Below are 25496 nucleotides of genomic sequence, written 5' to 3'. Positions count from 1 at the left end.
CCAGGAGCATGAATATGAAAAACAAAGATGAACAAACCGGATTAGTGGGGCTGGCGATTGGGGCCGCCGTTATTGGACTGGTTTCAGCGCAGAAACCGATCCATCGCAACAGCATTGTCGATGAACTGGTCAGGCTCGGCAGGCAAAAAGGAGATGGCGTAGAAGATGAGGTTTTCGTTAAGGCTGCCGAGTTGGTGAGAAAAGGGGTATAGCCCATGGCTGAAAAACGAAATGCGAAGTGCCATTGCGGCGCGGTGGCGTTCACCGTTGAGCTCACTGATGGACTCAATACCGCACGGCGCTGCAGCTGTTCCTTTTGTCGTATGCGGGGCGCGGTCGTTGTCTCTGCGCCGTTGTCAGGGATTAAGGTGACCAAAGGTGAAGATAAGCTCACCGAGTACCGCTTTAACACGGGAACGGCACGGCATTTCTTCTGCTCGGTGTGCGGGATTTACACGTTCCATCAGCGGCGTTCTAACCCAAACGAATATGGCGTTAATGTCGCCTGTTTTGAAAACGTTTCACCTTTTGATTTTCCAGAGGTGAAGGTGATGGACGGCGTTAACCATCCTATGGATGGGGGAAGTGGGGTATTTGGTTATCTCTCTTTTCGCGAGAAAGGGGAAAAGGAGGCATGATTGCCGCCTGGCCACTCTTTTACTCCTCCGGCTATAGTAGGCAGTGGGTAACTGAAACAGGAGAAACTATGCTCTGTGTTGAAAAAGACGATCCGCGTGAGGCCCCTGAATCAGGTGATAAAAAGCCTCAACCTGTGAAAAAATAACGCGACATACGCGTTTACCCGCCACCGGCACCGCTGGTGGCTTTTTATTTCCAGGGACAATAGTTAACTGCCATCCAGATGGTTTAATAGCGCGCCGAGATGCCCGACGATATCACCAAAATCAAAAATTAACGCCATCCACAGCAATGCTAAAAGGGTAAGTAAGGCAAGGGATACACGACCAAACAACGCTGTTATCCTTAGTGACGAAAGGGCTATCACCGCAGTTTAACCAGCTTACTTTCAACTTTCCCTCAACCAACCCCTTTCTTAAACTGTCTTATGTGACGAACTTCAAAAAACAAGTGAGCCCGCATGATTATGCGGGCTCTGACAATCAGAACTGGTAAACCAGACCTAACGCTACAACATCATCGGTGCTGATGCCGTTGTCTTTGTAGAAGTTGTCATCTTCATCCAGCAGGTTGATTTTGTAATCAACGTAGGTGGACATGTTTTTGTTGAAGTAATAGGTGACCCCTACGTCAGCGTATTTAACCAGATCCTGATCGCCCTGGCCGTTGCCCAGATCCTTACCTTTCGACTGCAGGTAGGAAAGGGACGGACGCAGGCCGAAGTCGAACTGGTACTGCGCGGTCACTTCGAAGTTCTGGGTTTTGTTAGCCACGGCGTCGGTGTTATCACCATACGGTGTCATATTGCGGGTTTCAGAATACATCGCCGCCAGATAGATGTTATTGGCGTCATACTTCAGGCCCGCCGTCCATGCATCCGCTTTGTCACCACCCGCAGTGGTATTCATGACCTGCTCGTTGGTGCGGTCAGAAGAGGTATACGCGGCACCCGCAGTAATCCCCATGCCGAAGTCATAGGTTGTGGAGATACCGAAGCCGTCACCGTTCTCGTGACGCGTGTCGCGACCGTTGTTGGTACCTTCCTGGTTGTTGCTGGCGTCTTCATTTTTGCCCTGATACTGCAGCGCAAAGTTCAGGCCCTGCACCAGACCGTAGAAGTCGGTGTTACGGTAGGTTGCCACGCCGTTTGCGCGGCCGGTCATGAAGTTGTCGGCTTTGGTGTAGGAGTCGCCACCGAACTCAGGCAGCATATCGGTCCAGCCTTCCACGTCGTACAGGACACCGTAGTTACGACCGTAATCGAAGGAGCCGTAGTCACCCACTTTTACACCGGCGAAGGCCAGACGCGTCCAGGACTGATTATCAGACCCTTCCGTGTTATTGGCCTGAATGTTGTATTCCCACTGCGCATAGCCGGTCATCGTGTTGTTGATCTGCGTTTCACCCTTGAAACCCAGACGCATATAGGTTTGATCGCCGTCAGCACCTTTGTTATCTGAAAAGTAGTGCAGACCATCTACTTTTCCGTACAGATCTAATTTGTTACCGTCTTTATTATAAATTTCTGCTGCTTGAGCAGAACCAGCTATTAACAGAGCCGGAATCATCAGAGCCAGTACTTTTCTTTGCATTGTGATATTCCTTTGCAGTTGTTTTTATTTAATTACCTGTTGAACTTTCAGAATGAGAAAGTTGTCTCATGCTAAATCACTCCTGTGTAAGAGTAATAAAATATAATTGTTACGAACTAAGTAAAATCTAAACCGAATAAATCGGCGGAAATGATCATTGGCTTGATGAATGATTTAAAAGTAACTATATTAAATTGAAATTATTAATCAGGCGTTAATTAAGGTAATCTGGCCGGCGTTATATGCCTGTAAGATGATTCATCCATAATTAACGTGAATGCTATTAAGGAAACTAAATAGATATTCAATGATTATCTGGATTCGCCCGGTGTGAATACGCCGGGCTTTTTTTATGGCAAAAAAATGCCCGGACAAGCCGGGCAGGGGAACTAGTCGCTGGTCGGTTTTTCGGCTTTACCCGCCATCTGCGCCAGGAAGTCATAGCGTTTTTGCAGGTCAGCAGCGGCATCTTTCCAGAGCTGCTCGGCCACTTCCGGCTGCTGGGCGTTAAGGCGACGGAAGCGCTGTTCCTGCATTAACGTCTCGGCCAGGGCATCCGACGGCGGACGCGAATCCAGCGCCAGCGGTAATTTACCCTCGTCTGCACGACGCGGGTCGAACCGGTACAGCGGCCAGAAGCCGGTCGCAGTCAGCTGACGCATCTGGTCGTGGCTGAGGGCCAGATCGTAGCCATGCTCTTCGCAAGGGCTGTAGGCAATGATCAGCGACGGGCCAGGATACGCTTCCGCTTCCTGAATCGCTTTCACCGTCTGGTTAAGCTGGGCACCCAGCGAGATTTGCGCAACATAAACGTGACCGTACATCATCATGCTCACGCCGAGATCTTTGCGCGCCTTGCGTTTACCGTGTTCGCCAAATTTCGTTACCGCGCCTAACGGCGTCGCTTTCGACGCCTGGCCGCCGGTATTGGAATAACACTGCGTATCCAGAACCAGGATGTTGACGTTTTCGGTCAGGCTCAACACGTGATCCAGCCCGCCAAAGCCGATATCGTAAGCCCAGCCGTCACCGCCAATCAGCCAGATTGATTTTTCGACCAGGGCGTCAGCTTCGGTCAGCAGCTGTTCAGCCCCCACAACGCTCTGCAGCGCGCGGCGCAGCTCAGCAACCTGCTCACGACGTTCTTCTGGCGTCGCGTCCGCATGAAGCGCGTCATTGAGCTCAGCGGGGATCTGCCCGGCAAACTGCTCCAGCAGGCGCATCACGCGCGCGCGGTGCTGGTCGACGGTCAGGCGGAAGCCCAGGCCGAATTCGGCGTTGTCCTCGAATAGCGAGTTTGCCCACGCCGGACCGCGCCCATTCGCGTCGGTGGTGTACGGCGTAGAAGGCAAATTGCCCCCGTAGATGGATGAACAGCCGGTTGCGTTGGCAATCAGCATCCGGTCACCGTACAGCTGGGTAAGCAGCTTGATATACGGCGTTTCACCGCAGCCGGAGCAGGCCCCGGAGTACTCAAACAGCGGCGTAATCAGCTGTGACGTACGAATATCAATACGTTCCAGTTTGCTGCGATCGATTTCCGGCAGATTCAGGAAGAAGTCATAGTTGACCTTCTCCTCTTCAACGTGCTCCAGACGCGACATCATATTGATGGCTTTGATCTCCGGATCCTGCCTGTCTTTCGCCGGACAGACCTCGACGCACAGGTTACAGCCGGTGCAATCTTCCGGCGCGACCTGCAGAACGTATTTCTGTCCGCGCATATCGCGAGATTTCACATCCAGCGAATGCAGGCTTGCCGGCGCGGCTTCCATCTCTTCCGGTGAAACCACTTTGGCTCGAATAGCAGAGTGCGGGCAGGCCGCAACGCAGTGGTTGCACTGGGTACACAGCTCTTCTTTCCAGATAGGGATCGCTTCGGCAATGTTGCGTTTTTCCCAGCGCGTGGTGCCCATCGGCCAGGTGCCATCCGGCGGTAGCGCGGAGACGGGCAGGGCATCGCCCAGACCGGCGAGCATCGCCGCCGTCACGGTCTTAACGAAATCAGGCGCCGCATCGGACACCACCGGAGGGCGGTTCGGGCTTGTCGCATTCACCGGCTGCAGCGGTACCTCAAACAGCGATTCGCGCGCCAGCGCCAGCGCCTGCCAGTTTCGCTCGACCAGCTCCTGGCCCTTGCTGCTGTAGCTTTTAGCAATCGCACCCTGCAGCTCCACCAGCGCGCTGTCGCCCGGCAGAATATTGGTCAGATGGAAGAAGGCCATCTGCATAACGGTATTAATACGCGCAGCCAGGCCACATTCGCGGGCAATTTTCGCGGCGTTGACCACATAGAAACGGGCTTTTTTCTGGTTCAGCACCGCCTGAACTTCCTGCGGCAGGCGCGCCCAGACTTCGTCTGCGCTGTACGGCGTATTGAGGAGGAAAATACCGCCGGGCTTAAGGCGCTCGGCCATCTGGTATTTATCGATAAACTGCAGCTGGTGGCAGCCAACAAAATCGGCCTGAGAGATAAGATACGCGGAGCGGATGGGTTGTTCGCTCACGCGCAGGTGGGAAACGGTCAGGCCGCCTGCTTTTTTGGAGTCGTAGACGAAGTACCCCTGGGCGTACCACGGCGTGGAGTTGCCGATAATTTTGATGTTGTTTTTGGTCGCGGAGACGCTGCCGTCGCTGCCCAGACCATAGAACAGCGCCTCAAGTTTGGCGGTCGAGGGCAGGGTATTTTCCGGCAACGACAGGGAAAGATTCGTCACATCATCATAAATGCCGACGGTAAAGCGCGGCTTGGGTTTCGCTTCGCTTAACTCGTTGAATACCGCCAGCACGCAGTCCGGCCCAAACTCCTTGGAGGACAAGCCATAGCGACCCCCGATTACGCGCGGCAGCGTTTCACGTTCGCCCTGATTAAAGGCTTCTGCCAGGGCGGTCATCACATCCAGATAGAGGGGTTCCGCCTGCGCGCCCGGCTCTTTGGTACGGTCGAGCACCGCCACAGCGCGGGCGCTTTCAGGCAGAGCCGAAAGCAGATGTTTAGCCGAGAACGGACGATAGAGACGCACCTTAAGCACGCCGACCTTTTCGCCGCGCGTCAGCAGCTCGTCAACCACCTCTTCACAGGTCCCAATGGCTGACCCCATCAGCACGATCACCCGTTCCGCCTGCGGATGGCCGTAGTACTCAAAGGGTTTGTACTCACGGCCGGTCGCGGCGGCAAAGTCATTCATTGCCTGTTCAACATGGTTGTAAACCGCGTTGTACCAGGGGTTCGTGGCCTCGCGGGACTGGAAATAGGTATCCGGGTTTGCCGATGTCCCGCGAATAACCGGGTGTTCAGGATTAAGTGCCCGTCCGCGATGCGCGTCGATTTCCGCCTGCGGCAGCAGATTCAGGATAGTATCGTCGGCCAGCGGGACGATTTTGTTGATTTCGTGAGAGGTGCGGAAACCATCAAAGAAGTGAATAAACGGCACGCGGCTTTTAAGCGTGGCGATATGCGAAATTAAGGCAAAGTCCTGGGCTTCCTGAACGCTGCTGGCGCATAGCATCGCGCAGCCGGTCTGGCGCACGGCCATCACGTCGGAGTGGTCGCCAAAGATAGAGAGCGCGTGGGTAGCAACGGTGCGCGCGGCAACGTGCAGAACGAAGGGGGTCAGCTGACCGGCGAGTTTGTAAAGCGTAGGGATCATTAACAGCAATCCCTGTGAGGAGGTAAACGACGTGGAAAGCGCGCCGGTCTGAAGCGCACCGTGTACCGTGGCAATCGCACCGGCTTCAGACTGCATCTCAACCACTCTCGGGACATCGCCCCAGACGTTTTTTAACCCGTTACCCGCCCAGGCATCCGCCTGCTCGGCCATGGTAGAACTTGGCGTAATCGGGTAGATGGCGATAACTTCACTGGTGCGAAACGCGACTGAGGCAACTGCACCATTACCGTCAATAGTTTGCATAGGACAACACCCTTACATTGCGCAAAAAAATAGGGGTCTGTATTACGGCAACAAACCCTGAATATTATCTGTGTATTCTAGCAAACGGGGGATTTTACGATTTTCGCTTTTGTGTCCTTGGTATTCCTGCCATCAATGAGTAGATCAAACTTTTGGCGAAAAAATTGCGAGAAATTGTTTCCGGAGCGCATAAATACGCACTTCCGCTCTCGACGACACGGGATGTGATGCCTATTATGCATAGGTTTCGCATTATTCATGGGGGAGAGAGCATGCGTTCAGCATTTTGGGTAGGGTGTGCCGCGTTATTGTTGTCGGCATGTAGCAGTGAGCCAGTCCAGCAGGCAACGGCAGCCCACGTGGCGCCGGGAATGAAAGCGGCAATGTCCAGTTCAGGTCAGGCCAACTGCGCGATGATTGGCGGTTCGCTGTCCGTCGCCCGCCAGCTTGATGGTTCTGCTATTGGGATGTGCGCCTTGCCAAACGGCAAACGCTGTAGCGAACAGTCGCTTGCCGTTGGAAGCTGCGGTAACTACTGATTATTCTACACGCTTAAACATCAGCGTTTTATCGGCTGTCGCCAGGGTTAACTGGTCCTCAGTCAGGTCGACCTGCGCCCCTTTGCGCAGCATGTCGCCGATGGTCTGATCCAGCTCATTCAGCTGCGGCTCAGTACAGAGCTTACGCGTCATGGCCAGCGTTTTAACCTTCAGCTCGCCTTCGGACAATTTCCCCTGTCCGTTGAAGCGGTTACACATCTGACCAGAAACGCTGATGTTATTCACCAGGCTGAGATCTGGCAGCGCGCTAAAACCGATCTCAGGTTGCGTTGTCGCGGTCTTCACGGCCTTACCGTTGACATTTTCCAGCACAAAGCGGTGGTTTTTAAGTTGCTCCGGCTGTACGGAGGCTTTGCCCGGATTAACGCACCCGGAAAGGACAAGACTAATAACGCTTAACGCAATGAGCTTTTTCATTTTTCTTCTCAAACTATAAATACCGTGAATCTTTTTCCAGTGTAACGATACTCTGCCGTGCGTTAATGGGGTTTATCTGAAAGTGCTGGGAGGAGCCGGGCAACGCAGCGGTTGCCCGGAATGGCGTTAATGCGATTTAAACCCTGCCGCCGTCATCAGCATACGGAAGAGCATACTGACAGCAGCCAGCGCCAGTACGCTGCCGCCCCAGATAATGGCCAGCCACAGCAATCTTTTCCAGACCGGTTGTTGCATCAGTGATAACCCTCCCCATGCTGAACTTTGCCGCGAAACACGTAGTAGCTCCAGAAGGTGTAGACCAGAATAACGGGAATGATCAACAGCGCGCCCACCAGCATAAAGCCCTGGCTTTGCGTCGGGGCGGCAGCCTGCCACAGGGTGATCGAAGGTGGAATAATATGCGGCCAGATGCTGATCCCAAGCCCGCTAAAGCCGAGGAATATCAGCCCCAGCGTCAGAATAAACGGACGGCTATGGCTGGCGGGATTATTCAGGCAGCGCCACTGGTACAGGCTAAAAATCACCACCAGAGCAGGGACCGGCAGCAGATAAAACAGATTCGGTAGCGTAAACCAGCGCGCAGCGATGGCCGGTTGCGCCAGCGGCGTCCAGAGGCTGATCGCCGCAATAAACGCCAGCAGCACGATTAACAGCGTTTTCGACACCTCACGCATCCGCTGCTGCAGCGCGTTTTCGCTTTTCATCACCAGCCAGGTAGAGCCTAACAGCGCATAAGCCACCACCAGCCCGGCCCCGCAAAACAGGTTAAACGCGGTAAACCAGTCAAAGGGGCCGCCGGTATAGGTCCGACCGGTGACGGTAAAGCCGTTAATGACGGCGCCTACCGTCACGCCCTGGGTAAACGTTGCCAGAATTGAACCGCCTATAAACGCCTTATCCCAGAAGGGGCGGTGGGCCGGCGTGGCTTTAAAGCGAAACTCAAATGCCACCCCGCGGAAAATAAGACCGATCAGCATTAACGTCAGCGGAATGGTGAGAGCATCAACGATCACCGCATAGGCCAGCGGGAATGCGCCGAACAGGGCGGCACCGCCAAGCACCAGCCAGGTTTCATTTCCGTCCCAGACCGGCGCGACGCTGTTGACCATCACGTCGCGATCGTCGGCGTTCTGCGTGGCCGGGAACAGAATGCCAATCCCCAGATCAAAACCGTCCATCACGATATACATCAGCGTGGCAAAGACGATAATGACAAACCAGATAATGGAAAGATCGATACCCATTATGGCTGCTCCTTATGTTCAGCTGTGACGGCAGAAAGCGGGCGCGCCGGACGTCCGTCGGACTCGGTGGCGAATGATTCATGCGGCTGCGGGCCTTTTCGGATGAGGCGCACCATATAGCTGTAACCCACGCCGAATACCGAGGTATAGACGACGAAGAAGGCCAGCAGGCTCACGCTCATATGCAGATCACCGTGGGCAGACACCGCATCCTTCGTTCGCTGTAGTCCGTAGACCACCCACGGCTGGCGGCCCACTTCGGTGGTGATCCACCCGGCCAGGATGGCAATCAGCCCGGTTGGCCCCATCAGCAGCGCAAACCACAGGAAAGGGCGCGACGAATACACGCGTTTTTTGTAGCGCAGCCAGAGAGCCATCACCCCGAGCAGCAGCATCAGCATGCCCAGGCCCGCCATGATGCGGAATGACCAGAAGACGATGGTGGAATTCGGACGGTCTTCCTTCGGGAACTCTTTGAGGGCCGGAACCTGTTTATCCAGGCTGTGCGTCAGGATAAGACTCCCCAGCGCCGGGATCTCCAGCCCAAAACGGGTGCGCTCCTGCTCCATATCCGGCCAGCCAAACAGCAGCAGCGGGGTAGGCTCACCCGGCGGATTTTCCCAGTGGCCTTCAATGGCGGCAATCTTGGCGGGCTGGTGCTTTAAGGTGTTCAACCCGTGCATATCGCCCACCATGGCCTGGATGGGGGCGACAATCAGCGTCATCCACAGCGCCATCGAAAACATCGCGCGGATAGCAGGGGTATTATTCCCGCGCAGCAGATGCCATGCCGCCGATGCGCCCACAAACAGGGCGCTGCTCAGGAATGCGGCTATCGACATATGCAGCAGGCGGTAAGGGAAGGAGGGGTTAAACACCACGGCGAACCAGTCCACCGGTACCACCTGACCGTTGACGATCTCATAGCCCTGCGGGGTCTGCATCCAGCTGTTCGACGAGAGGATCCAGAAGGTGGAAATAATTGTGCCCAACGCCACCATGCAGGTGGCGAAGAAGTGCAGACCCGGCCCGACCTTGTTCCAGCCAAACAGCATCACGCCGAGGAACCCGGCTTCGAGGAAGAAGGCGGTCAGCACTTCATAGGTCAGCAGCGGGCCGGTAATGCTGCCCGCAAACTGTGAAAATCCACTCCAGTTAGTGCCGAACTGGTAGGCCATCACCAGCCCGGAGACCACGCCCATGCCAAAGTTGACGGCAAAAATCTTCGACCAGAAATGGTACAGCGAGCGCCAGACCGGATTTTTGGTTTTCAGCCACAGCCCTTCGAGTACGGCAAGATAGCTTGCCAGGCCAATGGTGATCGCCGGGAAAATAATGTGAAAGGATACGGTAAAGGCAAACTGTATCCGTGCAAGGTGAAAAGCATCTAAACCAAACATGCACAGCCTCAATGTCAAACGGTGTGCTGTTATGGTATAGGGGCAAGGTTCGGACTATCAGACGCAGAAAAGTGATTTTTAACCATAACAGTTGGCTTAAAACTCATGCTTTAGCCATCTGATATACCTCGCGTGAGGAATAAAAACTGTATTTTTATGAATTTTACGCATAAAACTGCTTGCCTTGTCGTCTGCGCCGTGCGTTAATGGTCCTCTGGTTTTGAGTCCAAATAAATATCTGACGTAGTTTTATAAAGCAGTTCTCATCACGTTGTGCCTCTCCGCAGCCTCTCTTGGGTCTTTATCTACTTTCCGATTCGTTTTGTTTAAAACCATTACTGCCCAATCGGCCCATTAGTAATTTACGTTTTTACGTACACAGGAGAATCCTATGACTTCTTATATTCATTTCCGCTGCCCGTGCTGTCATGGCTCGCAGTACCGTACCTCAGTCTTTGATATGTCTGAGAAAAACCCACTCGGCGCGAAATGCATCTTTTGCAAATCGTCGATGATTACGCTCGATCACCTGGCCGCCGCGCGTCAGGCGCAAAGCCACGTTACCGAGTACCGTAAGTAATTCGTTTCACGAACTATAACAGTTACCTAAATCTTCTCTTTTTCTCCTGCTGATATACACTGTCGGTCACAAGGAGAATTTGATGAAAAAATACCAGCGTCTGGCGCAACAAATTATCTCGCAGATTGAGCTTGGCGTATGGCTGCCGGGCGATAAGCTGCCTTCGCTGCGAGAGCAGGTGGCGAGCAGCGGCATGAGTTTTATGACCGTTGGCCACGCGTATCAGATGCTGGAAAGTCAGGGGCGCATTGTCGCCAGACCGCAGTCGGGCTATTACGTTGCCTCGCGCCCGACCGCACATCAGCCTGCTCCACCTGCCCAGGTGATGCGTGACGAAGCGGTGGATATTAACACCTACATCTTCGACGTCTTACAGGCCAGCCGCGACCCGTCCGTTGTTCCTTTTGCCTCCGCGTTTCCCGATCCCCGACTTTTCCCGCTGCAGCAGCTCAACCGCTCGCTGGCGAACGTCAGCAAAACCGCGACGGCGATGAGCGTGATTGAGAACCTGCCGCCGGGTAACGTCGATCTCCGCCACGCCATTGCCCGTCGCTACGCGCAGCAGGGGATGAACATCTCCCCGGAAGAGATTGTGATCACCGCAGGCGCGCTTGAAGCGCTCAATCTCAGCCTGCAGGCGGTAACCGAGCCGGGCGACTGGGTGATAGTCGAAAACCCGTGTTTCTACGGCGCGCTGCAGGCGCTGGAACGCCTGAAGCTCAAAGCGTTGTCGATTGCGACGGATGTCCGCGAGGGGATTGATCTGAATGCCCTTGAACAGGCGCTGAAGGAGTACCCGGTTAAAGCCTGCTGGATCATGACCAACAGTCAGAACCCGCTTGGCTTCACGCTGAGCGCGGAGAAAAAAGCGCAGCTTGTCGCGCTGTTAACGCAGCACAACGTCCCCTTGATTGAAGACGATGTCTACAGCGAGCTCTATTTTGGCCGCGAAAAACCGCTCCCGGCGAAAGCATGGGATCGCCAGGACATGACGCTGCACTGCTCGTCCTTTTCAAAATGCCTGGTGGCCGGTTTTCGCATCGGCTGGGTTGCGGCAGGAAAACACGCGAGACGCATTCAGCAGCTGCAGCTGATGAGCACGCTCTCAACCAGCTCACCCGTGCAGCTGGCGCTGGTGGATTATCTGGCGACGAAACGCTACGACGCCCATCTGCGCCGCCTGCGGCGTACCCTCGCCGAGCGAAAACAGCAGGCCTGGCAGTCTCTTTTGCGCCATATGCCTGCCGGCGTCAAAATTCACCATAACGACAGCGGCTACTTTTTATGGCTGGAGCTTCCGGCGCAGCTGGATGCGGGTCTGCTGAGCGAAAAAGCCTTAACGCATCACATCAGCATTGCGCCCGGAAAGATGTTTTCCACCTCCGACGCATGGACACCGTTCTTCCGGTTTAATACCTCCTGGGCCTGGGGAGAGCGAGAAGAGCAGGCGGTCATTCAGTTAGGAAAATTAATTAGCACGATGCTGGAATAAACTTTTCTCCGTTATTTAAATAATCAATTCTTATCCTGATGACGGCGCTGCGAATATTTCGCGGTGCCCTGTCATAGGAAATCTGCATACCGTCTCTCGCGGCTAACTCCTTGTCTATAATCCAGTTAACGGGGAATGCGCCCTCGGTCACACCTTGATGAAATTTCCTGAAGCCGTACGGTGCGGCGCATTTGCGCGGTCTACGTTTAATAAGGGAGATATTTTTACGGCACGGCTGCCGCTAAATTTCATTGCGACAGGAGTAACTCTTATGAGCAAACATTTTGCCCGCAGCAGCCTGTGCGCGCTCGGCATGACTATCATGACAGCGCAAGCCGCAGAACCACCAAAGGCCATCGGCGACGGGGAAGGTCGGCTGGATATTATCGCCTGGCCGGGATACATCGAACGCGGACAGACGGATAAAAATTATGACTGGGTCACCCAGTTTGAAAAAGAGACCGGGTGTGCGGTCAACGTCAAGACGGCGGCCACGTCGGATGAAATGGTCAGCCTGATGGCGAAAGGGGGCTATGACCTGGTCACCGCCTCGGGTGACGCCTCCCTGCGCCTGATAATGGGTAAACGCGTTCAGCCCATTAACCCGGACCTCATCCCCAACTGGAAAACGCTCGACGCGCGGATTGTAAAAGGGGAATGGTTTAACGTCGGCGGGAAAGTCTACGGCACGCCGTATCAGTGGGGGCCAAACCTGTTGATGTACAACACCAAAACCTTCCCGACGCCGCCGGACAGCTGGAGCGTGGTCTTTACCAAACAGGATCTGCCGGACGGTAAAAGCAATCAGGGACGCGTGCAGGCGTATGACGGCCCGATTTATATCGCCGATGCCGCGCTGTTCGTCAAAGCCACTCAGCCGCAGCTGGGTATCAAAGACCCGTACCAGCTCACCGAAAAACAGTATGCCGCCGTGCTCAAGGTGCTTCGCGACCAGCACGCGCTGATCCACCGCTACTGGCACGACACCACCGTTCAGATGAGCGACTTTAAAAATGAAGGCGTTGTGGCCTCCAGCGCCTGGCCGTATCAGGCGAATGCCCTGAAGGCTGAGAACCAGCCCGTTGCCACCGTCTTCCCGAAAGAGGGGGTGACCGGCTGGGCGGATACCACCATGCTGCACGCGCAGGCAAAACACCCGATGTGCGCCTACAAATGGATGAACTGGTCGCTGACGCCGAAAGTGCAGGGCGATCTGGCGGCCTGGTTTGGCTCCCTGCCCGTGGTTGCAGAAGGGTGTAAGGCCAGCACGCTGCTGGGTGATAAAGGCTGCGAAACAAACGGTTATAACGAGTTCGACAAAATCATGTTCTGGAAAACCCCCATCGCAGAAGGCGGCAAATTTGTCCCTTACAGCCGCTGGACGCAGGATTACATCGCCATCATGGGCGGTCGTTAATTGCCCGGGAGCAGAACATGACGTACGCGGTAGAGTTTAACAACGTTTCCCGTCTGTACGGCGACGTACGGGCGGTGGATGGGGTCACCATTGCTATTCGTGACGGAGAATTTTTCTCCATGCTGGGGCCTTCGGGCTCCGGCAAAACCACCTGCCTGCGTCTGATAGCGGGTTTTGAACAGCTGTCAGGCGGCACGATTTCTATCTTCGGCAAAGAGGCGAGCGAACTGCCTCCCTGGGAGCGGGATGTGAACACCGTCTTTCAGGACTACGCGCTGTTCCCGCATATGTCGATTCTCGACAATGTTGCCTACGGGCTGATGGTCAAAGGCATCGACAAGAAAAAACGCCATGCGCAGGCCCGTGATGCCCTGGAAAAAGTGGGCCTGAGCTTTGCCGTTGCCCGCAAACCCTCGCAACTTTCCGGCGGCCAGCGACAGCGTGTCGCCATCGCCCGGGCGCTGGTCAATGAGCCGCGCGTCCTGCTGCTGGATGAGCCCTTAGGTGCGCTCGATCTCAAACTGCGTGAACAGATGCAGTTCGAGCTGAAGAAGCTTCAGCAGGAACTCGGCATCACCTTTATTTTTGTCACCCACGATCAGGGCGAGGCCCTTTCCATGTCAGACCGGGTGGCGGTGTTCAATAACGGGCGCATCGAGCAGGTGGATACCCCGCGCGATCTCTACATGCGTCCGCGCACGCCGTTTGTCGCCGGTTTTGTCGGCACGTCCAACGTCTTTGATGCGGGCCTTGCGCAGAAAATTTGCGGTATGGAAGGCAGCTATTCCCTGCGCCCGGAACATATTCGCCTTAATGAGGGCGGAGACGTTCAGGTTCAGGGCATCGTGCAGGCCGTTCAGTATCAGGGAGCGGCCACGCGGCTGGAGCTGAAGCTCGCCGATGGCGCCAAACTGCTGGTGAGCCAGGCCAATCTCAGTGAAACCTCGTCGCTGAGCGGCATTGCGCCGGGGCAGGCGGTGATGGCGTCGTGGTCACGCGAGGCGATGATTCGCCTGCACGAGGAGAGGTGAAATGGCTATGAGTGTCGCGCATCCTCCCGCCTCGCATGGGCGCTTAAGCCGCATGACGGCGCTGTTCTGGCGTAAACCGTCGCTCGGCCTGTTCCTGCTTCTGCTCGCGCCGCTCATGTGGTTTGGCATCGTCTATTTAGGATCGCTTCTGACCCTGCTGTGGCAAGGTTTTTACACCTTTGACGATTTCACCATGGCCGTCACGCCGGATCTGACCCTGGCGAACATTCGGGCGCTTTTCAACCCGGCAAACTACGACATCATCCTGCGCACGTTAACCATGGCGATTGCGGTGACGATAGCCAGCGCCATCCTGGCATTCCCGATGGCCTGGTACATGGCGCGATACACCCGCGGCAAGTGGAAAGCGTTTTTCTATATCGCTGTGATGCTGCCAATGTGGGCGAGCTACATCGTCAAAGCCTACGCCTGGACGCTGCTGCTGGCGAAGGATGGGGTGGCGCAGTGGTTTCTCAACCATATGTGGCTGGAGCCGATCCTGACCTCACTCCTTACGCTCCCGGCGATTGGCGGCAACACCTTGTCCACCTCCGGGCTGGGACGGTTTCTGGTCTTCGTCTACATCTGGCTGCCGTTTATGATCCTGCCCGTCCAGGCGGCGCTGGAACGCCTGCCTGCCTCGCTACTGCAGGCCTCAGCCGACCTCGGCGCGCGCCCTCGTCAGACCTTTCGCTACGTCGTTCTGCCGCTGGCGATCCCGGGTATTGCCGCGGGCTCAATATTCACCTTTTCCCTGACGCTGGGGGATTTCATCGTTCCACAGCTGGTGGGGCCGCCGGGTTACTTCATCGGTAACATGGTCTACTCGCAGCAGGGTGCCATTGGCAATATGCCCATGGCCGCCGCGTTCACGCTGGTGCCCATCGTGCTGATTTCACTCTATCTGGCGTTCGTGAAACGTCTGGGAGCATTCGATGCACTCTGAACGCGCACCGCTGTTCCTGAAAGTGGCAGCGTGGGGAGGCGTCATCTTCCTGCACTTCCCGCTGCTGATTATCGCGACCTATGCCTTTAATACCGAAGACGCGGCCTTCAGCTTTCCGCCGCAGGGGCTGACGCTGAAGTGGTTCAGCGTGGCGGCGGGGCGCGGCGATATTATTGAATCCGTGACGTTGTCACTTCAGATTGCCGCGCTCTCCACCGCGATTGCCCTTGTGCTTGGCACGCTTGCTGCAGCGGCGCTGTGGCGAAGCGAGTTTTTTGGCAAGAATGCGATCTCGCTGTTGCTGCTGTTGCCGATTGCGTTACCGGGGATCATCACCGGTCTGGCGCTGCTGACGGCATTCAAAACGATTGACCTTGAGCCGGGTTTTTTCACCATCGTGGTGGGACACGCCACCTTTTGCGTGGTGGTGGTGTTTAACAACGTGATTGCCCGGTTCAGACGCACCTCCTGGAGCCTGGTGGAAGCGTCGATGGATCTCGGGGCCGACGGATGGCAAACCTTCCGCTATGTGGTGCTGCCCAATCTGGGTTCCGCGCTGCTGGCCGGGGGAATGCTGGCGTTTGCCCTGTCGTTTGACGAGATAATCGTCACAACGTTTACGGCGGGACACGAGCGCACGTTACCGCTGTGGTTGCTCAATCAGCTCGGTCGTCCGCGCGACGTGCCGGTCACCAACGTTGTAGCACTGCTGGTGATGCTGGTGACAACTATCCCCATTCTGGGAGCCTGGTGGCTAACCCGCGACGGCGAGAACATCGCCGGCAGCGGGAAATAACAGTGAATTCAACAGGAAAATGCTATGCAAACACAACTGCTGATAGAGGGAAAACTGGTAACCGGAGAGGGAGAAAAACAGCCGGTCTATAACCCGGCCACTGGAGAACTCCTGCTGGAGATTGCCGAGGCGTCAGCGGCTCAGGTCGACGCGGCGGTTCAGGCAGCCGACCGTGCTTTTGCGGAGTGGGGGCAAACCACGCCGAAGACGCGCGCCGAGTGCCTGCTGAAGCTGGCGGATGCGATTGAAGCGCATGGGGAGGACTTTGCCCGGCTCGAATCCCTCAACTGCGGCAAGCCGCTGCACTGCGCTCTGGGAGATGAAATTCCGGCGGTGGTCGACGTTTTCCGTTTCTTTGCCGGGGCCGCCCGCTGTCTGAACGGGCTGGCCGCCGGGGAGTACCTTGACGGCCACACGTCGATGATCCGCCGCGATCCGGTGGGCGTGGTTGCCTCTATTGCCCCCTGGAACTATCCGCTGATGATGGCGGCCTGGAAGCTAGCCCCCGCGCTGGCGGCAGGGAACTGCGTGGTGATTAAGCCCTCAGAGATCACGCCGCTGACCTCGCTGAAGCTGGGAGAGCTGGCAAAAGACATCTTCCCGGCAGGCGTTCTGAACGTCCTGTTTGGCCGGGGGAAAACGGTCGGTGACCCGCTTACCGGGCATGAAAAAGTCCGTATGGTCTCGCTGACCGGTTCGATTGCTACCGGGGAACATATCATCGGCCATACCGCGTCCTCCATTAAACGCACCCACATGGAGCTGGGCGGTAAAGCGCCGGTTATCGTCTTTGATGATGCCGACCTGGATGCGGTTGTCGAAGGGGTGCGGACGTTTGGTTTCTACAATGCCGGACAGGACTGTACGGCGGCCTGCCGGATTTATGCCCAGAAGGGCATTTATGCCGCGCTGGTGGAAAAGCTGGGCGCAGCGGTCGCCAGCCTTAAAATGGGTGCGCCGGAGGATGCCTCGACCGAACTGGGCCCGCTCAGCTCGGCCGCCCATCTTTCACGCGTCTGTCAGGCGGTCGATGAGGCGAAAGCGCTCGGTCATATCCGCGTTGTCACCGGCGGGAGCAAAAAAGAGGGGGCAGGCTACTACTTCCAGCCAACCCTGCTGGCGGGGGCAAAACAGGACGACGCCATCGTTCAGCGGGAGGTGTTTGGCCCGGTGGTGAGCGTCACCGAATTTGACGACGAGGCGCAGGTGCTGGCCTGGGCGAACGATTCGCAGTATGGCCTGGCGTCATCGGTCTGGACCAAAGACGTGGGCCGCGCCCATCGCCTGAGCGCGCGCCTGCAGTACGGCTGCACCTGGGTGAATACCCATTTTATGCTGGTGAGCGAAATGCCGCACGGGGGCATGAAATTATCCGGCTACGGCAAAGATATGTCGGTCTACGGGCTTGAGGATTATACGGTTGTGCGGCATGTCATGATCAAACACTAAGTCCGCCATGCCTGGCCGCATGCGCGGCCAGGCGTTTCCCGCACCCGCCATGAGTGTTACGCAAGATACTCAATTGTTATTATCCGTAATCTTTAAGTGGTTATTCTGTAACGAAAAAACTTGATCTGTATCAACATATGACGCATATTGCGTGCGGTTATTTTTTCGGCTCTGGTATACAGAATGACGTTGTATCAAAAGATGTTGGTTTTTTACGCAATCATGGCTTCCATCTGCGCATTAATTACCTGGTTCCTCTCTAAAGACCGCAAACGTATCCGCCTGCTCAGCGCTTTTCTGGTGGGGTCAACCTGGCCAATGAGCTTTCCCGTTGCGCTGCTGGTCTCGCTTTTCTGAAGCACGCTTCCATTTTTAAAAGATGAATATGGCATTCCCGATACGGTAACTGTATAAATACACAGTGCATCGTAAAAGGAGTGCTTATGAACAGTTTTTACTCGCAGCAGGCCGGCTGTACCGTGCGCTGGCATGACCTGCCCGGCACCGGCGATCCCGTGGTGTTCATTCACGGGCTGGGCTGCGCCTCTTCCTATGAATATCCCCGTGTCGTTCATGACCCGCTGTTTGGCGCGCGCAGAGCGATTCTCATCGACTTGCCCGGCAGCGGCTACAGCGACAAGCCTGAACGCTACAGCTATAAAACCACCGACCAGGCCCACGTTGTGGCGGAGCTGATTGACCACCTTAAGCTGGATGCCTTCTGGTTATACGGCCACAGTATGGGCGGCAGCATTGCTATCGAAACGGCGGGGCTGCTTGCAACGCGCGTGAAGGGGCTGATGGTGTCAGAGCCCAATTTTCATTCGGGTGGGGGGATGTTCAGCCGGTCTATTGCAGCGCAAACCGAGCAGCAGTTTCTGACGCAGGGCTATGACGCCATGCTCAGTGCGGAAAAAACGGCGTGGGCAGGGTGTCTGCAGAGTAATGCGCCGTATGCCGTCTGGCGGGGTGCATCGAGCCTGATGGCGGGCATAGAGCCCGAATGGGAAGCGCAGTTCCTGTCACTTCCTTGCCCGGTAACGTTGATTTTCGGCGAGCTGTCTCTGCCGGATGACGATGTGGACGATCTGAAGCAAAAGGGCGTTGAGGTAAAAATTATCCCTGCGGCGGGGCACTCGATGTCGTGGGAGAATCCGTCTGCGCTGGCACAGACGTTAGCCGGGTGTATGACGATGTGATTATTGTGCAATTTATCATCGTTGCGAAATGTAGGCCGGGTAAGCGCAGCGCCACCCGGCAACAAAGGCGGCTACTTTATCAAAGCCCGTAGTGCCTGACGTGCGTCAGGCTGAACATCATGCGGATGCCGGTAATCAATGTTCTCTATCGCGCGGCTATAGAGTGCGACCAGCCAGTCGTATACGTACGCGGTGGCCGCATGCACAGGCTGTTCTCCCAGTCGCGTCAAGCGAGGCTCGGCGCTGCTGACCACCGGCGTAACGAAGATTGCCTGCCCCTTGCGGATGCGGCTTGCCGGACGTGTAGCCACGGGCGTCTGGTCATAACCCAGCCAGCCAATGAAATTGCCCATCACGGCATGCAGCTGTGCCGCGCTGCTTTTATCCGCTTCGACGATACGCTGAAGCTGTTGAGGCAGATTAAGCCGGTAGCTGGTGACCACCAGCACATCCGCGATTTGCTGTAATACCGAAGGCTCCAGCCCGAGGCGCGCGGCCGTGGCCTCATTGCGGCTCCACTGACGCAGATGATTTATCCAGACTCTGTGCGCCAGGCGCGCTTTGTCTTTTGTCTGGAACAGGCCGCTGCTTTCCTGGGTATTCTCGGCAAACAGGTCAATAGTGTCCGTAAACAGCCCGTTCACCTGCTCCTCGCGCGGCTGCTGAACGGCGAGCAGCGTTTCAAAGGCTTTCAGCGGCGGCAGCAGGCCTTCAAGCAGTTCGCCGTGGCGGGCGGCGCTGCTTTGCAGCGTGCGCACCATATTTTCGGCCTGAGCGCGTCTTGTCCCCGGCTCTTCAACCAGCGGTGCCAGATAGCTCTGCATCAGCGATGAGAGCTCCTGTCGCAGCAAGCCTTTCAGCGTGCCGAGACGCTTCTGTCGCTGCGCGGGCAGCGTGGCCTGAGACAGCCATTCGATGACGCGCTGCATGCTGTGGCTGTCCAGCGCCTGCAGCGTGCCCCAGCGTAAACCCGGCTTTCCGAGCAGATGCTGTACGGCTTCATCGAGATTCTGTCGGGTGGTAAAGCGGGCGTCGTGTGGCGTAATCGCCCATACCAGCCCCGGCAGGGCAGATTCTTCAGCAGGCTGCGTCTCCTTGACCCAGTTCATCAGCACTTTTGCTTTTTTGGCCGTCTGTTCGTGCTGCGCCGTCGCATTACAAATCACCAGCACATCCGGCTGAAGCTGTTGACGATAATGCTCGAGCAGCCACTGGGACTTCGCCTGGCGTAGCGGGTCGGCACGGTTATCTTCAAAAACAGGAATATCAATAATATCGACGTTATCCAGCGCGCCGTTCTCAACCGGCAGCACCAGCTCGCGGGTCAGGAAGGCCAGCACGTCGACGGGGATGCTGATGGCGTTAAGCATTTCACCGCTATTTAGCGGATGAAGCAGCGTCTCCTGCGCTTCCTGAAGATCTAACGTGCCGTCGTGCGTCAGGAACCCTTCACCCGGCAGGCCAAAGCTGTCCACCAGCAGGCTAAGCGGGGCAGCAAGCTCGCCGGCATGGCTGGTCTGGTGCAGCACATGGGCCAGTTTTAACCACTGCTGGGTCAACTCCTGCTGCTCGCCCCACAGCAGCGACCAGACGCTGGCCCGCGTGCTGAGATCGAGAGAAGGCACCAGCCGGGCGAACTCATACCACAGGGCATCATCAATTTGCTGCTTAGCGGCGGGTACGGTGCTTTGCCAGAAGCGGGCTATCGCACCCACTTCCTGAGCCGTGATGCCGGGCACGCCCTGCGGCTGGCGCAGCCCGCGCCATTTCTCCAGACGTGTCTCAATGACCGCCTTGTCTACCGCGCGCATCTGCGGATGCAGCGTCGAGCGGGCAATAAACAGCTGTACCAGCTCTGCCTCGGTGACCAGACTCAAACGCAGCGGGAACGCCTCATCCGCCACCTCCGGGCTTTCCCGGGTGAAGCGGACGGCCATGTTGGTCAGGGCATGTCCCGGATTGATATGCGAAAAATAGTCAAAGGTGCGCTGGCCCGGCGTCACGTTCAGGCGTCCATTACCGCTGCCGCACAGGGATAACAGCAGATGGGCTTTCGCGCTCTGCGAATGACCGTAAAGCCCAATGCTGCTCTGGCGGGTCATGGCGCGTTCAATGGCCTGCTCCCGCGCCTGCGCCGCGTTGATGCGAGCAAGCAGGGCGTCAGCATCGTTATCCAGCACAGGGGAGTTCAGGCGCGTCTCATTAATCCACCCGATTAAGGCCTGAGTGATGGTCGTCGTCGCTGTCATTTCAGGTATACGCTCCCGCTGTCGATCCAGTAGTGGCTGCCGCTGTGTCGGCGATCGGCCAAGGTATTCAGTTTGAAGGTTAATGCGTCAGGGGCAACCGGCGTGCCGTCCTGCAGCCAGGCATCGCTCAGCTCGAAGGCCTCAGGGCCTTCCTGCTTGCTGCCGCCGTAGAGCTTCAGCCGCACGTTCAGCACGCCGTCACCGGCAATCGCTTTCGCCAGTTCAGCCGAGTTGATGCTGAGCGTGTAGAGCGGCGTGGCGGGCCAGCGCGCGTTCGCCAGCTGGCGGAAGCCGAGGGTAACGTTACCGCGCAGCGGGAAGTGCAGACGCGCGTCGAGCTTCGCGCCCGGCTTATCAAGATCGATATCCTGATACCAGACGTTTTCCTCGCGCAGGGTATTAACGGTGTTATCCAGCACGCCGAGATACCGCACGGTTGAATACGCGCCAATGTCCGCGGCTTTAAAGTTGAAGCGCGGCAGACGCAGGTCGAGCGCCAGGCTGCAGAGCATGGCCCCCACCGCGGCCGTTGATTTCGGGTTGCCAATGCGCCCCTGCTGGCTGAACGGATACCACTCGTGCACCTGGTATTTATCCAGCCAGACGATACGGTTGACCGGCACCGGCTGCAGATGACGAATCAGCGCCTGAACGCCAGGCAGGCAGCCGGGGCGTCCGGTGATCAGCAGAATATCGCAGCTGTAATGGGATATCGCCTCGCACACCGCGTGGAGCGGCGAGGCCAGCGTAAACTGCCCGGCCAGCATCGCATCCTGCATTTCGCGGAAGTTCACGTGCAGCGGCACCGCGAACAGGTCAAACGCGTCTGAACCCGCAGGCAGGGCATGATCGATCGCCTGCTGCAGGTAATTCATTACGTTGCGGGTCGGTTTCTGCGGCAGGAGATCGCCAAAGGTGGCATGCAGACCGGCCAGCGGATCGTCAACGTCGCTCGATTCCCACGCGGCAAGAATAGCGTGGCCAATCGGCATAAAAAGCTGAAGCGCCGTTTGCTGGCGGAGTACGGCCTGGGTGTCTATGCGCCCGGAGTCACCGAACAGCGACGCCATCAGCAGCGAAGCGTCCGCGATACCGGATTTCTGCAGCTGCGTTTGCAGGGCAGGCAACACGTAGCGCTGAATCACGTCCAGAAGCGTATCGTCGCCCGCGACCTTAAAGCCTTCACGGAACAGCAGCTGCGGGGTGATTTTGACGTTATTGCCGGAACCGTCATCCAGCTGATAATGGGTGATCGCCATATCCGTTGTGCCGCCGCCGATGTCGATGGACGCGACGCGCAGCGCGCGGCCCGGCTGGCTACCCGGCTCAGGCTCACGGTCCGGGCGGGCCAGGGAGGCGAAGAAGGCTTCGGTCTGACCGCCAAAGCGGGAGATCGCTTCGTTATACAGCCAGACCAGCTGACCGCAGCTGGCTTCATCCCACTCCATCTGGATTTCAGGAACCGGCACCACGCTTTTATCCTGCTGTTTGCGGGTGACAAAATCCTCATCCTGCGGGTGCCAGCCCATCGCTTTCCAGACGATGGCGATGGCTTCAAACATGCGGCGACGGAAAATCTCGCGCTCCTGCTTTGGCATGGCCGAGGGCAGGGTCAGGATCAAGGTGCGCAGCTGGCGCGGCGATGCCGGGAAGCCCAGACGCAGGCGCGTGGCGACGCTGTTGATCTGCCCCAGCGCCTGCGCCAGCAGCTCGCACAGCATGTGCGTCATCAGCGTACTGCGGCTGTACTGCGGCGAGAAGACCGGCAGCCGCTCGTCCTGCGGCAGCGTGAAGAGCGGTTCGCCGTCATCGTTCATCAGATTCATCAGCGGAAACGCGGTGGCAAGCGGCTCACGCTGGGTTTTGCTGTTCATCTGGCTAAAGCGCCAGTCCTGCACGACCGGCGTTTCATCCCACAGGTAGCGACGCGGGCTGGAGATGCCGCTGTTGCCTTCGGTCCCCAGACGCTGCATCGCCAGCTTGCGGGCTTCATCGCCCACGCGAACAATCGACGGCCAGACAAAGGCATCTTCGCGACCGCTTTCAACCGAGAAGTGCTGCTTGCCAAAACGCGCTTCCGAAAACTCAAGACGGCTGGTGAACAGCGGCGCATTCAGGAACTGCGGCTCGCTTAATGAGCGTACCTGCAGCTCGGCGGTCTGGCGCAGGCCATCGTTCGCGTCGCCGTGGTCTTCGATAATGACGCCGCAGGTGTGGGTATTGCCCACGTCGAGGATCAGGTCGACCGGAATGGCAGGCGTGCTGAGCGTATGGGTAACAAATTTCACTTCCGGCACGGTGAGCTGTTCACCGAGCATGGTCAGCAGGTTAAGCCAGTGGGCCTGATATTCAAACCCGCGCATCGCCTGCTGGAGATCGCGTTCTGAGCGGTTTTCAACGCCGTCGGCATACTGGGTAAAGGCCTCGCGCAGCCAGCCGTCAATCCAGGTCTGGTCGAGGAAACTTTCAACTTCGTTGTCTCGCCAGGCCAGCGCGAATCGGGTCCCGTTCAGAATATCGTTTTCAACCGGGGACAGGGCGGACGTGGCGTGTTCTGCAATCTGGCTGTCAAGGGCGAGCGTGACGCGGTGCGTATTGCCTGCCGTATCGGGTGTATCCAGCCTGCGCACCTGAACGCGGGCCCAGTTATCCGGCCCCTCAACAAAGGTTCGCGGCGGGTTGAAGCGCAGGAACGGAACCGGAAGCCAGACGCCGTCCAGCACCGCCAGGGACTGATGCAGCGGGATGGTGGTTTCCGGTTTAACCACTTCAGGCTGACCACCGTTCGTTCCCGGCACGGTATAGCGCCCGTTAACCAGGTCGAAATCGAGCCGCAGCAGCGGGCCGTTCGCGGTTTTACGTACGAAGCGCCCGTTGCTGGCGGTGTCCTGCGGCGTCAGACCGAAATCAAGGAACTGCACGCCGCTGTTGGCAATAAGCGTGACGCTTTGTTTATAGTCGCAAAGATTAACCAGCATAGGATCAGGCACCTGCTTTCTTGAACGTCAGGGGAACGACGGTATTGGCATCATAACGGGCGCGACATTCTGCGATATCGCTGGCGCCTGCTTTACAGGCAACCTCCGGCATCGGGTAGCGGGAGCCGTCGGTGCAGCGGGCTGTACCGCGACTTTTAATCATCAGCTCGCCGTTGCTGTGCAGGCCGGAGAACACTTCCGCGCGGCAGACAACGTTGTCGCCATGGACAACCCGGGCGAAGCCCTTATTGTTCTGGATCTGATAGCGCATTGACGGCGGCTTGCCGGTAACCGGATCTTTCACGTCGAGAACCGCACGCCAGGTACCGTTCAGGAAACGCGTCGATCCCGCTTTCACCTGATTCGCTTCCATCACCATGGCATCTTTCGGGATGGCGACAATCACCACCGGGGCAGCCTGTGGCGCAGGCGCAGGCGCAGGCTCTTTTTCTTTGCTTGCCAGGACCTCTGCCTGATGCAGCGGTAATTTCATGGCCAGCGGCTCAACCGTTTTGATCGGCTTTGGCGCAATCTCTACGGGCTGAGGTGCGGGCACCGGGGCGGGCTCAGCGGAAGGCGACTGTTTTGGCCACAGCAGCGGTGCGGCAATGGCGGCAACGATCGCGACGGCAACCGGCAGCGTCCACAGGGGAACGCGGCGCTTTTTCGCGACGATCGGCACAGCCGGTTCCTGAACGGGTTGCGCAACGGCCGGGGCCGGTTCAGGCTCATACAGATCTTCCGGCGTGATACGCACCACCGTGGAAGGGGCGATCAGCGGTTCGTCGGCGTGTTCAAAGGCCACCACCGGTTCTGGCTCAGGCTCGGGTTCAGGATCTTCAATCACAACGGGGGCGGGCTCAGGGACCAGCGATTCACGCAGGCAGTCGAGGACATCGTCGCGCGCATTTTCGTTCAGGTTTACAAACCCCCAGAAGCTGATGACCGGCTTTCCGTCCACCAGGAAGAGGAAGTTTTCACCCGGGAACTGAAACGCCTTTGACAGCAGAGACCCAAAAAGCTGCTGCGCGGTTTTGGGCGACTGGAGGCATTTTTTGCTTAACGACTCAACGCTGGCTAGCGTGTTTTCCAGATAGCGCAGGGCGCGATAACGGTCATCTTCATCGGCCGCTTTCCAGCTGGTTACGCTCCCTTCAACGGGGGAATACCAGTCCACGCGGTCACCGCTGTCGTTGACCTGAGGAATAGCCAGACAGTCGACGATGGCCTGTTGTTTGCGCAACCGGAGCGCTTCCCGGATTTGTAACGCTGATTCAAAAACGGCTTGTCCGCCGCCGCCAACGGCCTGAAAGTCATCCAGGTTACCGCTGCGTAAAAGAGTTTTTGCCACGATTTGATCCCATATACTTCTTCACACCGTTACTTTAACGAAACGAGGAAGCAACCAAACGGGGGAAGAGACGCTAAAAGGACCGATTTCTTGCGGCATAGAAAGTGACGGTTGTGCTTGACGAATAACGGCCCTTAAGGCAAATCACCTTTTCGGGCGCTGGCTGTTAAAACAGCAAAAAACGCGGCTTTAGAATAACCTGATAGTGTTTCGTTATTTGC

The 25496-nt window shown here is 57.0% G+C and carries 23 protein-coding genes; 13 read left to right on the top strand and 10 right to left on the bottom strand.

Annotated features, from left to right (window positions below):
• Nucleotides 1-14: 14 nt before the first annotated feature.
• The 3 genes from EnteroDNA1_RS04005 to EnteroDNA1_RS22520 all read left to right on the top strand — a co-directional run bounded on the left by EnteroDNA1_RS04005 (nucleotide 15) and on the right by EnteroDNA1_RS22520 (nucleotide 784).
• Entirely contained in the window at nucleotides 15-212 is a 198-nt protein-coding gene (locus EnteroDNA1_RS04005; protein ID WP_023312007.1) for a hypothetical protein, read from the top strand.
• 3 nt (nucleotides 213-215) lie between these two features.
• Nucleotides 216-638: a GFA family protein gene (locus EnteroDNA1_RS04000; RefSeq protein WP_069302901.1), complete on the top strand. Its 423-nt coding sequence runs from the start codon at nucleotides 216-218 to the stop codon at nucleotides 636-638.
• A 68-nt stretch (nucleotides 639-706) separates the two neighbouring features.
• On the top strand, nucleotides 707-784 hold the full coding sequence (locus EnteroDNA1_RS22520) for a hypothetical protein (protein WP_223239581.1): 78 nt from the start codon (nucleotides 707-709) through the stop codon (nucleotides 782-784).
• 63 nt (nucleotides 785-847) lie between these two features.
• Here the strand turns inward: EnteroDNA1_RS22520 and EnteroDNA1_RS22610 are convergent, their stop codons facing one another.
• The 3 genes from EnteroDNA1_RS22610 to nifJ form a co-directional block, all read right to left on the bottom strand.
• The gene (locus EnteroDNA1_RS22610; RefSeq protein WP_255519867.1) at nucleotides 848-973 is read right to left on the bottom strand and encodes a hypothetical protein; all 126 of its coding nucleotides are present in this window, start codon (nucleotides 971-973) and stop codon (nucleotides 848-850) included.
• Between the two features lie 148 nt (nucleotides 974-1121).
• A complete protein-coding gene (gene ompC / locus EnteroDNA1_RS03995; protein ID WP_047060983.1) occupies nucleotides 1122-2231 on the bottom strand; it encodes a porin OmpC in 1110 nt (369 codons plus the stop codon).
• A gap of 389 nt (nucleotides 2232-2620) precedes the next feature.
• On the bottom strand, nucleotides 2621-6145 hold the full coding sequence (gene nifJ / locus EnteroDNA1_RS03990) for a pyruvate:ferredoxin (flavodoxin) oxidoreductase (RefSeq protein WP_069302900.1): 3525 nt from the start codon (nucleotides 6143-6145) through the stop codon (nucleotides 2621-2623).
• Between the two features lie 272 nt (nucleotides 6146-6417).
• Here nifJ and EnteroDNA1_RS03985 point away from each other — a divergent pair, with 272 nt between their 5' ends.
• Entirely contained in the window at nucleotides 6418-6684 is a 267-nt protein-coding gene (locus EnteroDNA1_RS03985) for a putative hemolysin (RefSeq protein ID WP_023312003.1), read from the top strand.
• On the opposite strand, the gene hslJ is transcribed toward EnteroDNA1_RS03985, so the two are convergent.
• The 4 genes from hslJ to EnteroDNA1_RS03965 all read right to left on the bottom strand — a co-directional run bounded on the left by hslJ (nucleotide 6685) and on the right by EnteroDNA1_RS03965 (nucleotide 9787).
• Nucleotides 6685-7122 carry a heat shock protein HslJ gene (gene hslJ, locus EnteroDNA1_RS03980; RefSeq protein ID WP_069302899.1) on the bottom strand — a complete coding sequence of 146 codons (438 nt, stop codon included), beginning with the start codon at nucleotides 7120-7122 and terminating at the stop codon, nucleotides 6685-6687.
• Nucleotides 7123-7248: 126 nt separating this feature from the next.
• The gene (locus tag EnteroDNA1_RS03975) at nucleotides 7249-7377 is read right to left on the bottom strand and encodes a DUF2474 domain-containing protein (protein ID WP_008501283.1); all 129 of its coding nucleotides are present in this window, start codon (nucleotides 7375-7377) and stop codon (nucleotides 7249-7251) included.
• Nucleotides 7377-8387: a cytochrome d ubiquinol oxidase subunit II gene (gene cydB / locus EnteroDNA1_RS03970; protein ID WP_069302898.1), complete on the bottom strand. Its 1011-nt coding sequence runs from the start codon at nucleotides 8385-8387 to the stop codon at nucleotides 7377-7379. Before cydB ends, EnteroDNA1_RS03975 begins: the two co-directional genes overlap by 1 nt.
• Nucleotides 8387-9787 (bottom strand): cytochrome ubiquinol oxidase subunit I, encoded by a 1401-nt coding sequence (locus tag EnteroDNA1_RS03965; protein ID WP_069302897.1) that lies wholly within the window; start codon nucleotides 9785-9787, stop codon nucleotides 8387-8389. The genes cydB and EnteroDNA1_RS03965 overlap by 1 nt, the downstream gene beginning before the upstream one ends.
• Nucleotides 9788-10178: 391 nt before the next feature.
• Here EnteroDNA1_RS03965 and ymcF point away from each other — a divergent pair, with 391 nt between their 5' ends.
• The 9 genes from ymcF to EnteroDNA1_RS03920 all read left to right on the top strand — a co-directional run bounded on the left by ymcF (nucleotide 10179) and on the right by EnteroDNA1_RS03920 (nucleotide 18697).
• Nucleotides 10179-10367: a cold shock small protein YmcF gene (ymcF, locus tag EnteroDNA1_RS03960; RefSeq protein ID WP_023335881.1), complete on the top strand. Its 189-nt coding sequence runs from the start codon at nucleotides 10179-10181 to the stop codon at nucleotides 10365-10367.
• Between the two features lie 82 nt (nucleotides 10368-10449).
• On the top strand, nucleotides 10450-11859 hold the full coding sequence (locus EnteroDNA1_RS03955; protein ID WP_069302896.1) for an aminotransferase-like domain-containing protein: 1410 nt from the start codon (nucleotides 10450-10452) through the stop codon (nucleotides 11857-11859).
• 271 nt (nucleotides 11860-12130) lie between these two features.
• Entirely contained in the window at nucleotides 12131-13276 is a 1146-nt protein-coding gene (ydcS, locus tag EnteroDNA1_RS03950; protein ID WP_069302895.1) for a putative ABC transporter substrate-binding protein YdcS, read from the top strand.
• Between the two features lie 17 nt (nucleotides 13277-13293).
• The gene (locus tag EnteroDNA1_RS03945; protein ID WP_064672621.1) at nucleotides 13294-14307 is read left to right on the top strand and encodes an ABC transporter ATP-binding protein; all 1014 of its coding nucleotides are present in this window, start codon (nucleotides 13294-13296) and stop codon (nucleotides 14305-14307) included.
• Between the two features lies 1 nt (nucleotide 14308).
• Complete coding sequence (locus EnteroDNA1_RS03940; RefSeq protein ID WP_069302894.1) at nucleotides 14309-15253, top strand: ABC transporter permease; 945 nt, start codon at nucleotides 14309-14311, stop codon at nucleotides 15251-15253.
• Entirely contained in the window at nucleotides 15243-16049 is an 807-nt protein-coding gene (locus EnteroDNA1_RS03935) for an ABC transporter permease (RefSeq protein ID WP_029741505.1), read from the top strand. The genes EnteroDNA1_RS03940 and EnteroDNA1_RS03935 overlap by 11 nt, the downstream gene beginning before the upstream one ends.
• A 24-nt stretch (nucleotides 16050-16073) precedes the next feature.
• Complete coding sequence (gene patD / locus EnteroDNA1_RS03930; RefSeq protein WP_069302893.1) at nucleotides 16074-17498, top strand: aminobutyraldehyde dehydrogenase; 1425 nt, start codon at nucleotides 16074-16076, stop codon at nucleotides 17496-17498.
• A 183-nt stretch (nucleotides 17499-17681) separates the two neighbouring features.
• Complete coding sequence (locus EnteroDNA1_RS03925) at nucleotides 17682-17855, top strand: GhoT/OrtT family toxin (RefSeq protein ID WP_013096478.1); 174 nt, start codon at nucleotides 17682-17684, stop codon at nucleotides 17853-17855.
• An 86-nt stretch (nucleotides 17856-17941) separates the two neighbouring features.
• Nucleotides 17942-18697, top strand: coding sequence for an alpha/beta fold hydrolase (locus tag EnteroDNA1_RS03920; protein WP_069302892.1), 756 nt, complete (start codon nucleotides 17942-17944; stop codon nucleotides 18695-18697).
• Nucleotides 18698-18768: 71 nt separating this feature from the next.
• Here EnteroDNA1_RS03920 and EnteroDNA1_RS03915 read toward each other — a convergent pair whose 3' ends face one another.
• Genes EnteroDNA1_RS03915 through EnteroDNA1_RS03905 form a run of 3 tightly spaced genes read right to left on the bottom strand, consistent with a single transcriptional unit; the run spans nucleotide 18769 to nucleotide 25275 of the window.
• Nucleotides 18769-20946, bottom strand: a complete 2178-nt coding sequence (locus EnteroDNA1_RS03915) for a virulence factor SrfC family protein (RefSeq protein WP_069302891.1) — start codon at nucleotides 20944-20946, stop codon at nucleotides 18769-18771.
• Nucleotides 20943-23924, bottom strand: a complete 2982-nt coding sequence (locus tag EnteroDNA1_RS03910; protein WP_069302890.1) for a virulence factor SrfB — start codon at nucleotides 23922-23924, stop codon at nucleotides 20943-20945. The genes EnteroDNA1_RS03915 and EnteroDNA1_RS03910 overlap by 4 nt, the downstream gene beginning before the upstream one ends.
• 4 nt (nucleotides 23925-23928) lie before the next feature.
• On the bottom strand, nucleotides 23929-25275 hold the full coding sequence (locus tag EnteroDNA1_RS03905) for an SrfA family protein (protein ID WP_064672617.1): 1347 nt from the start codon (nucleotides 25273-25275) through the stop codon (nucleotides 23929-23931).
• Between the last annotated feature and the right edge of the window lie 221 nt (nucleotides 25276-25496).

Origin of the sequence: Enterobacter sp. HK169 (assembly GCF_001719105.1) — a bacterium.
Classification (GTDB): Bacteria; Pseudomonadota; Gammaproteobacteria; order Enterobacterales; family Enterobacteriaceae; genus Enterobacter; species Enterobacter asburiae_B.
This window is presented reverse-complemented; position numbering and strand designations above follow the sequence as displayed.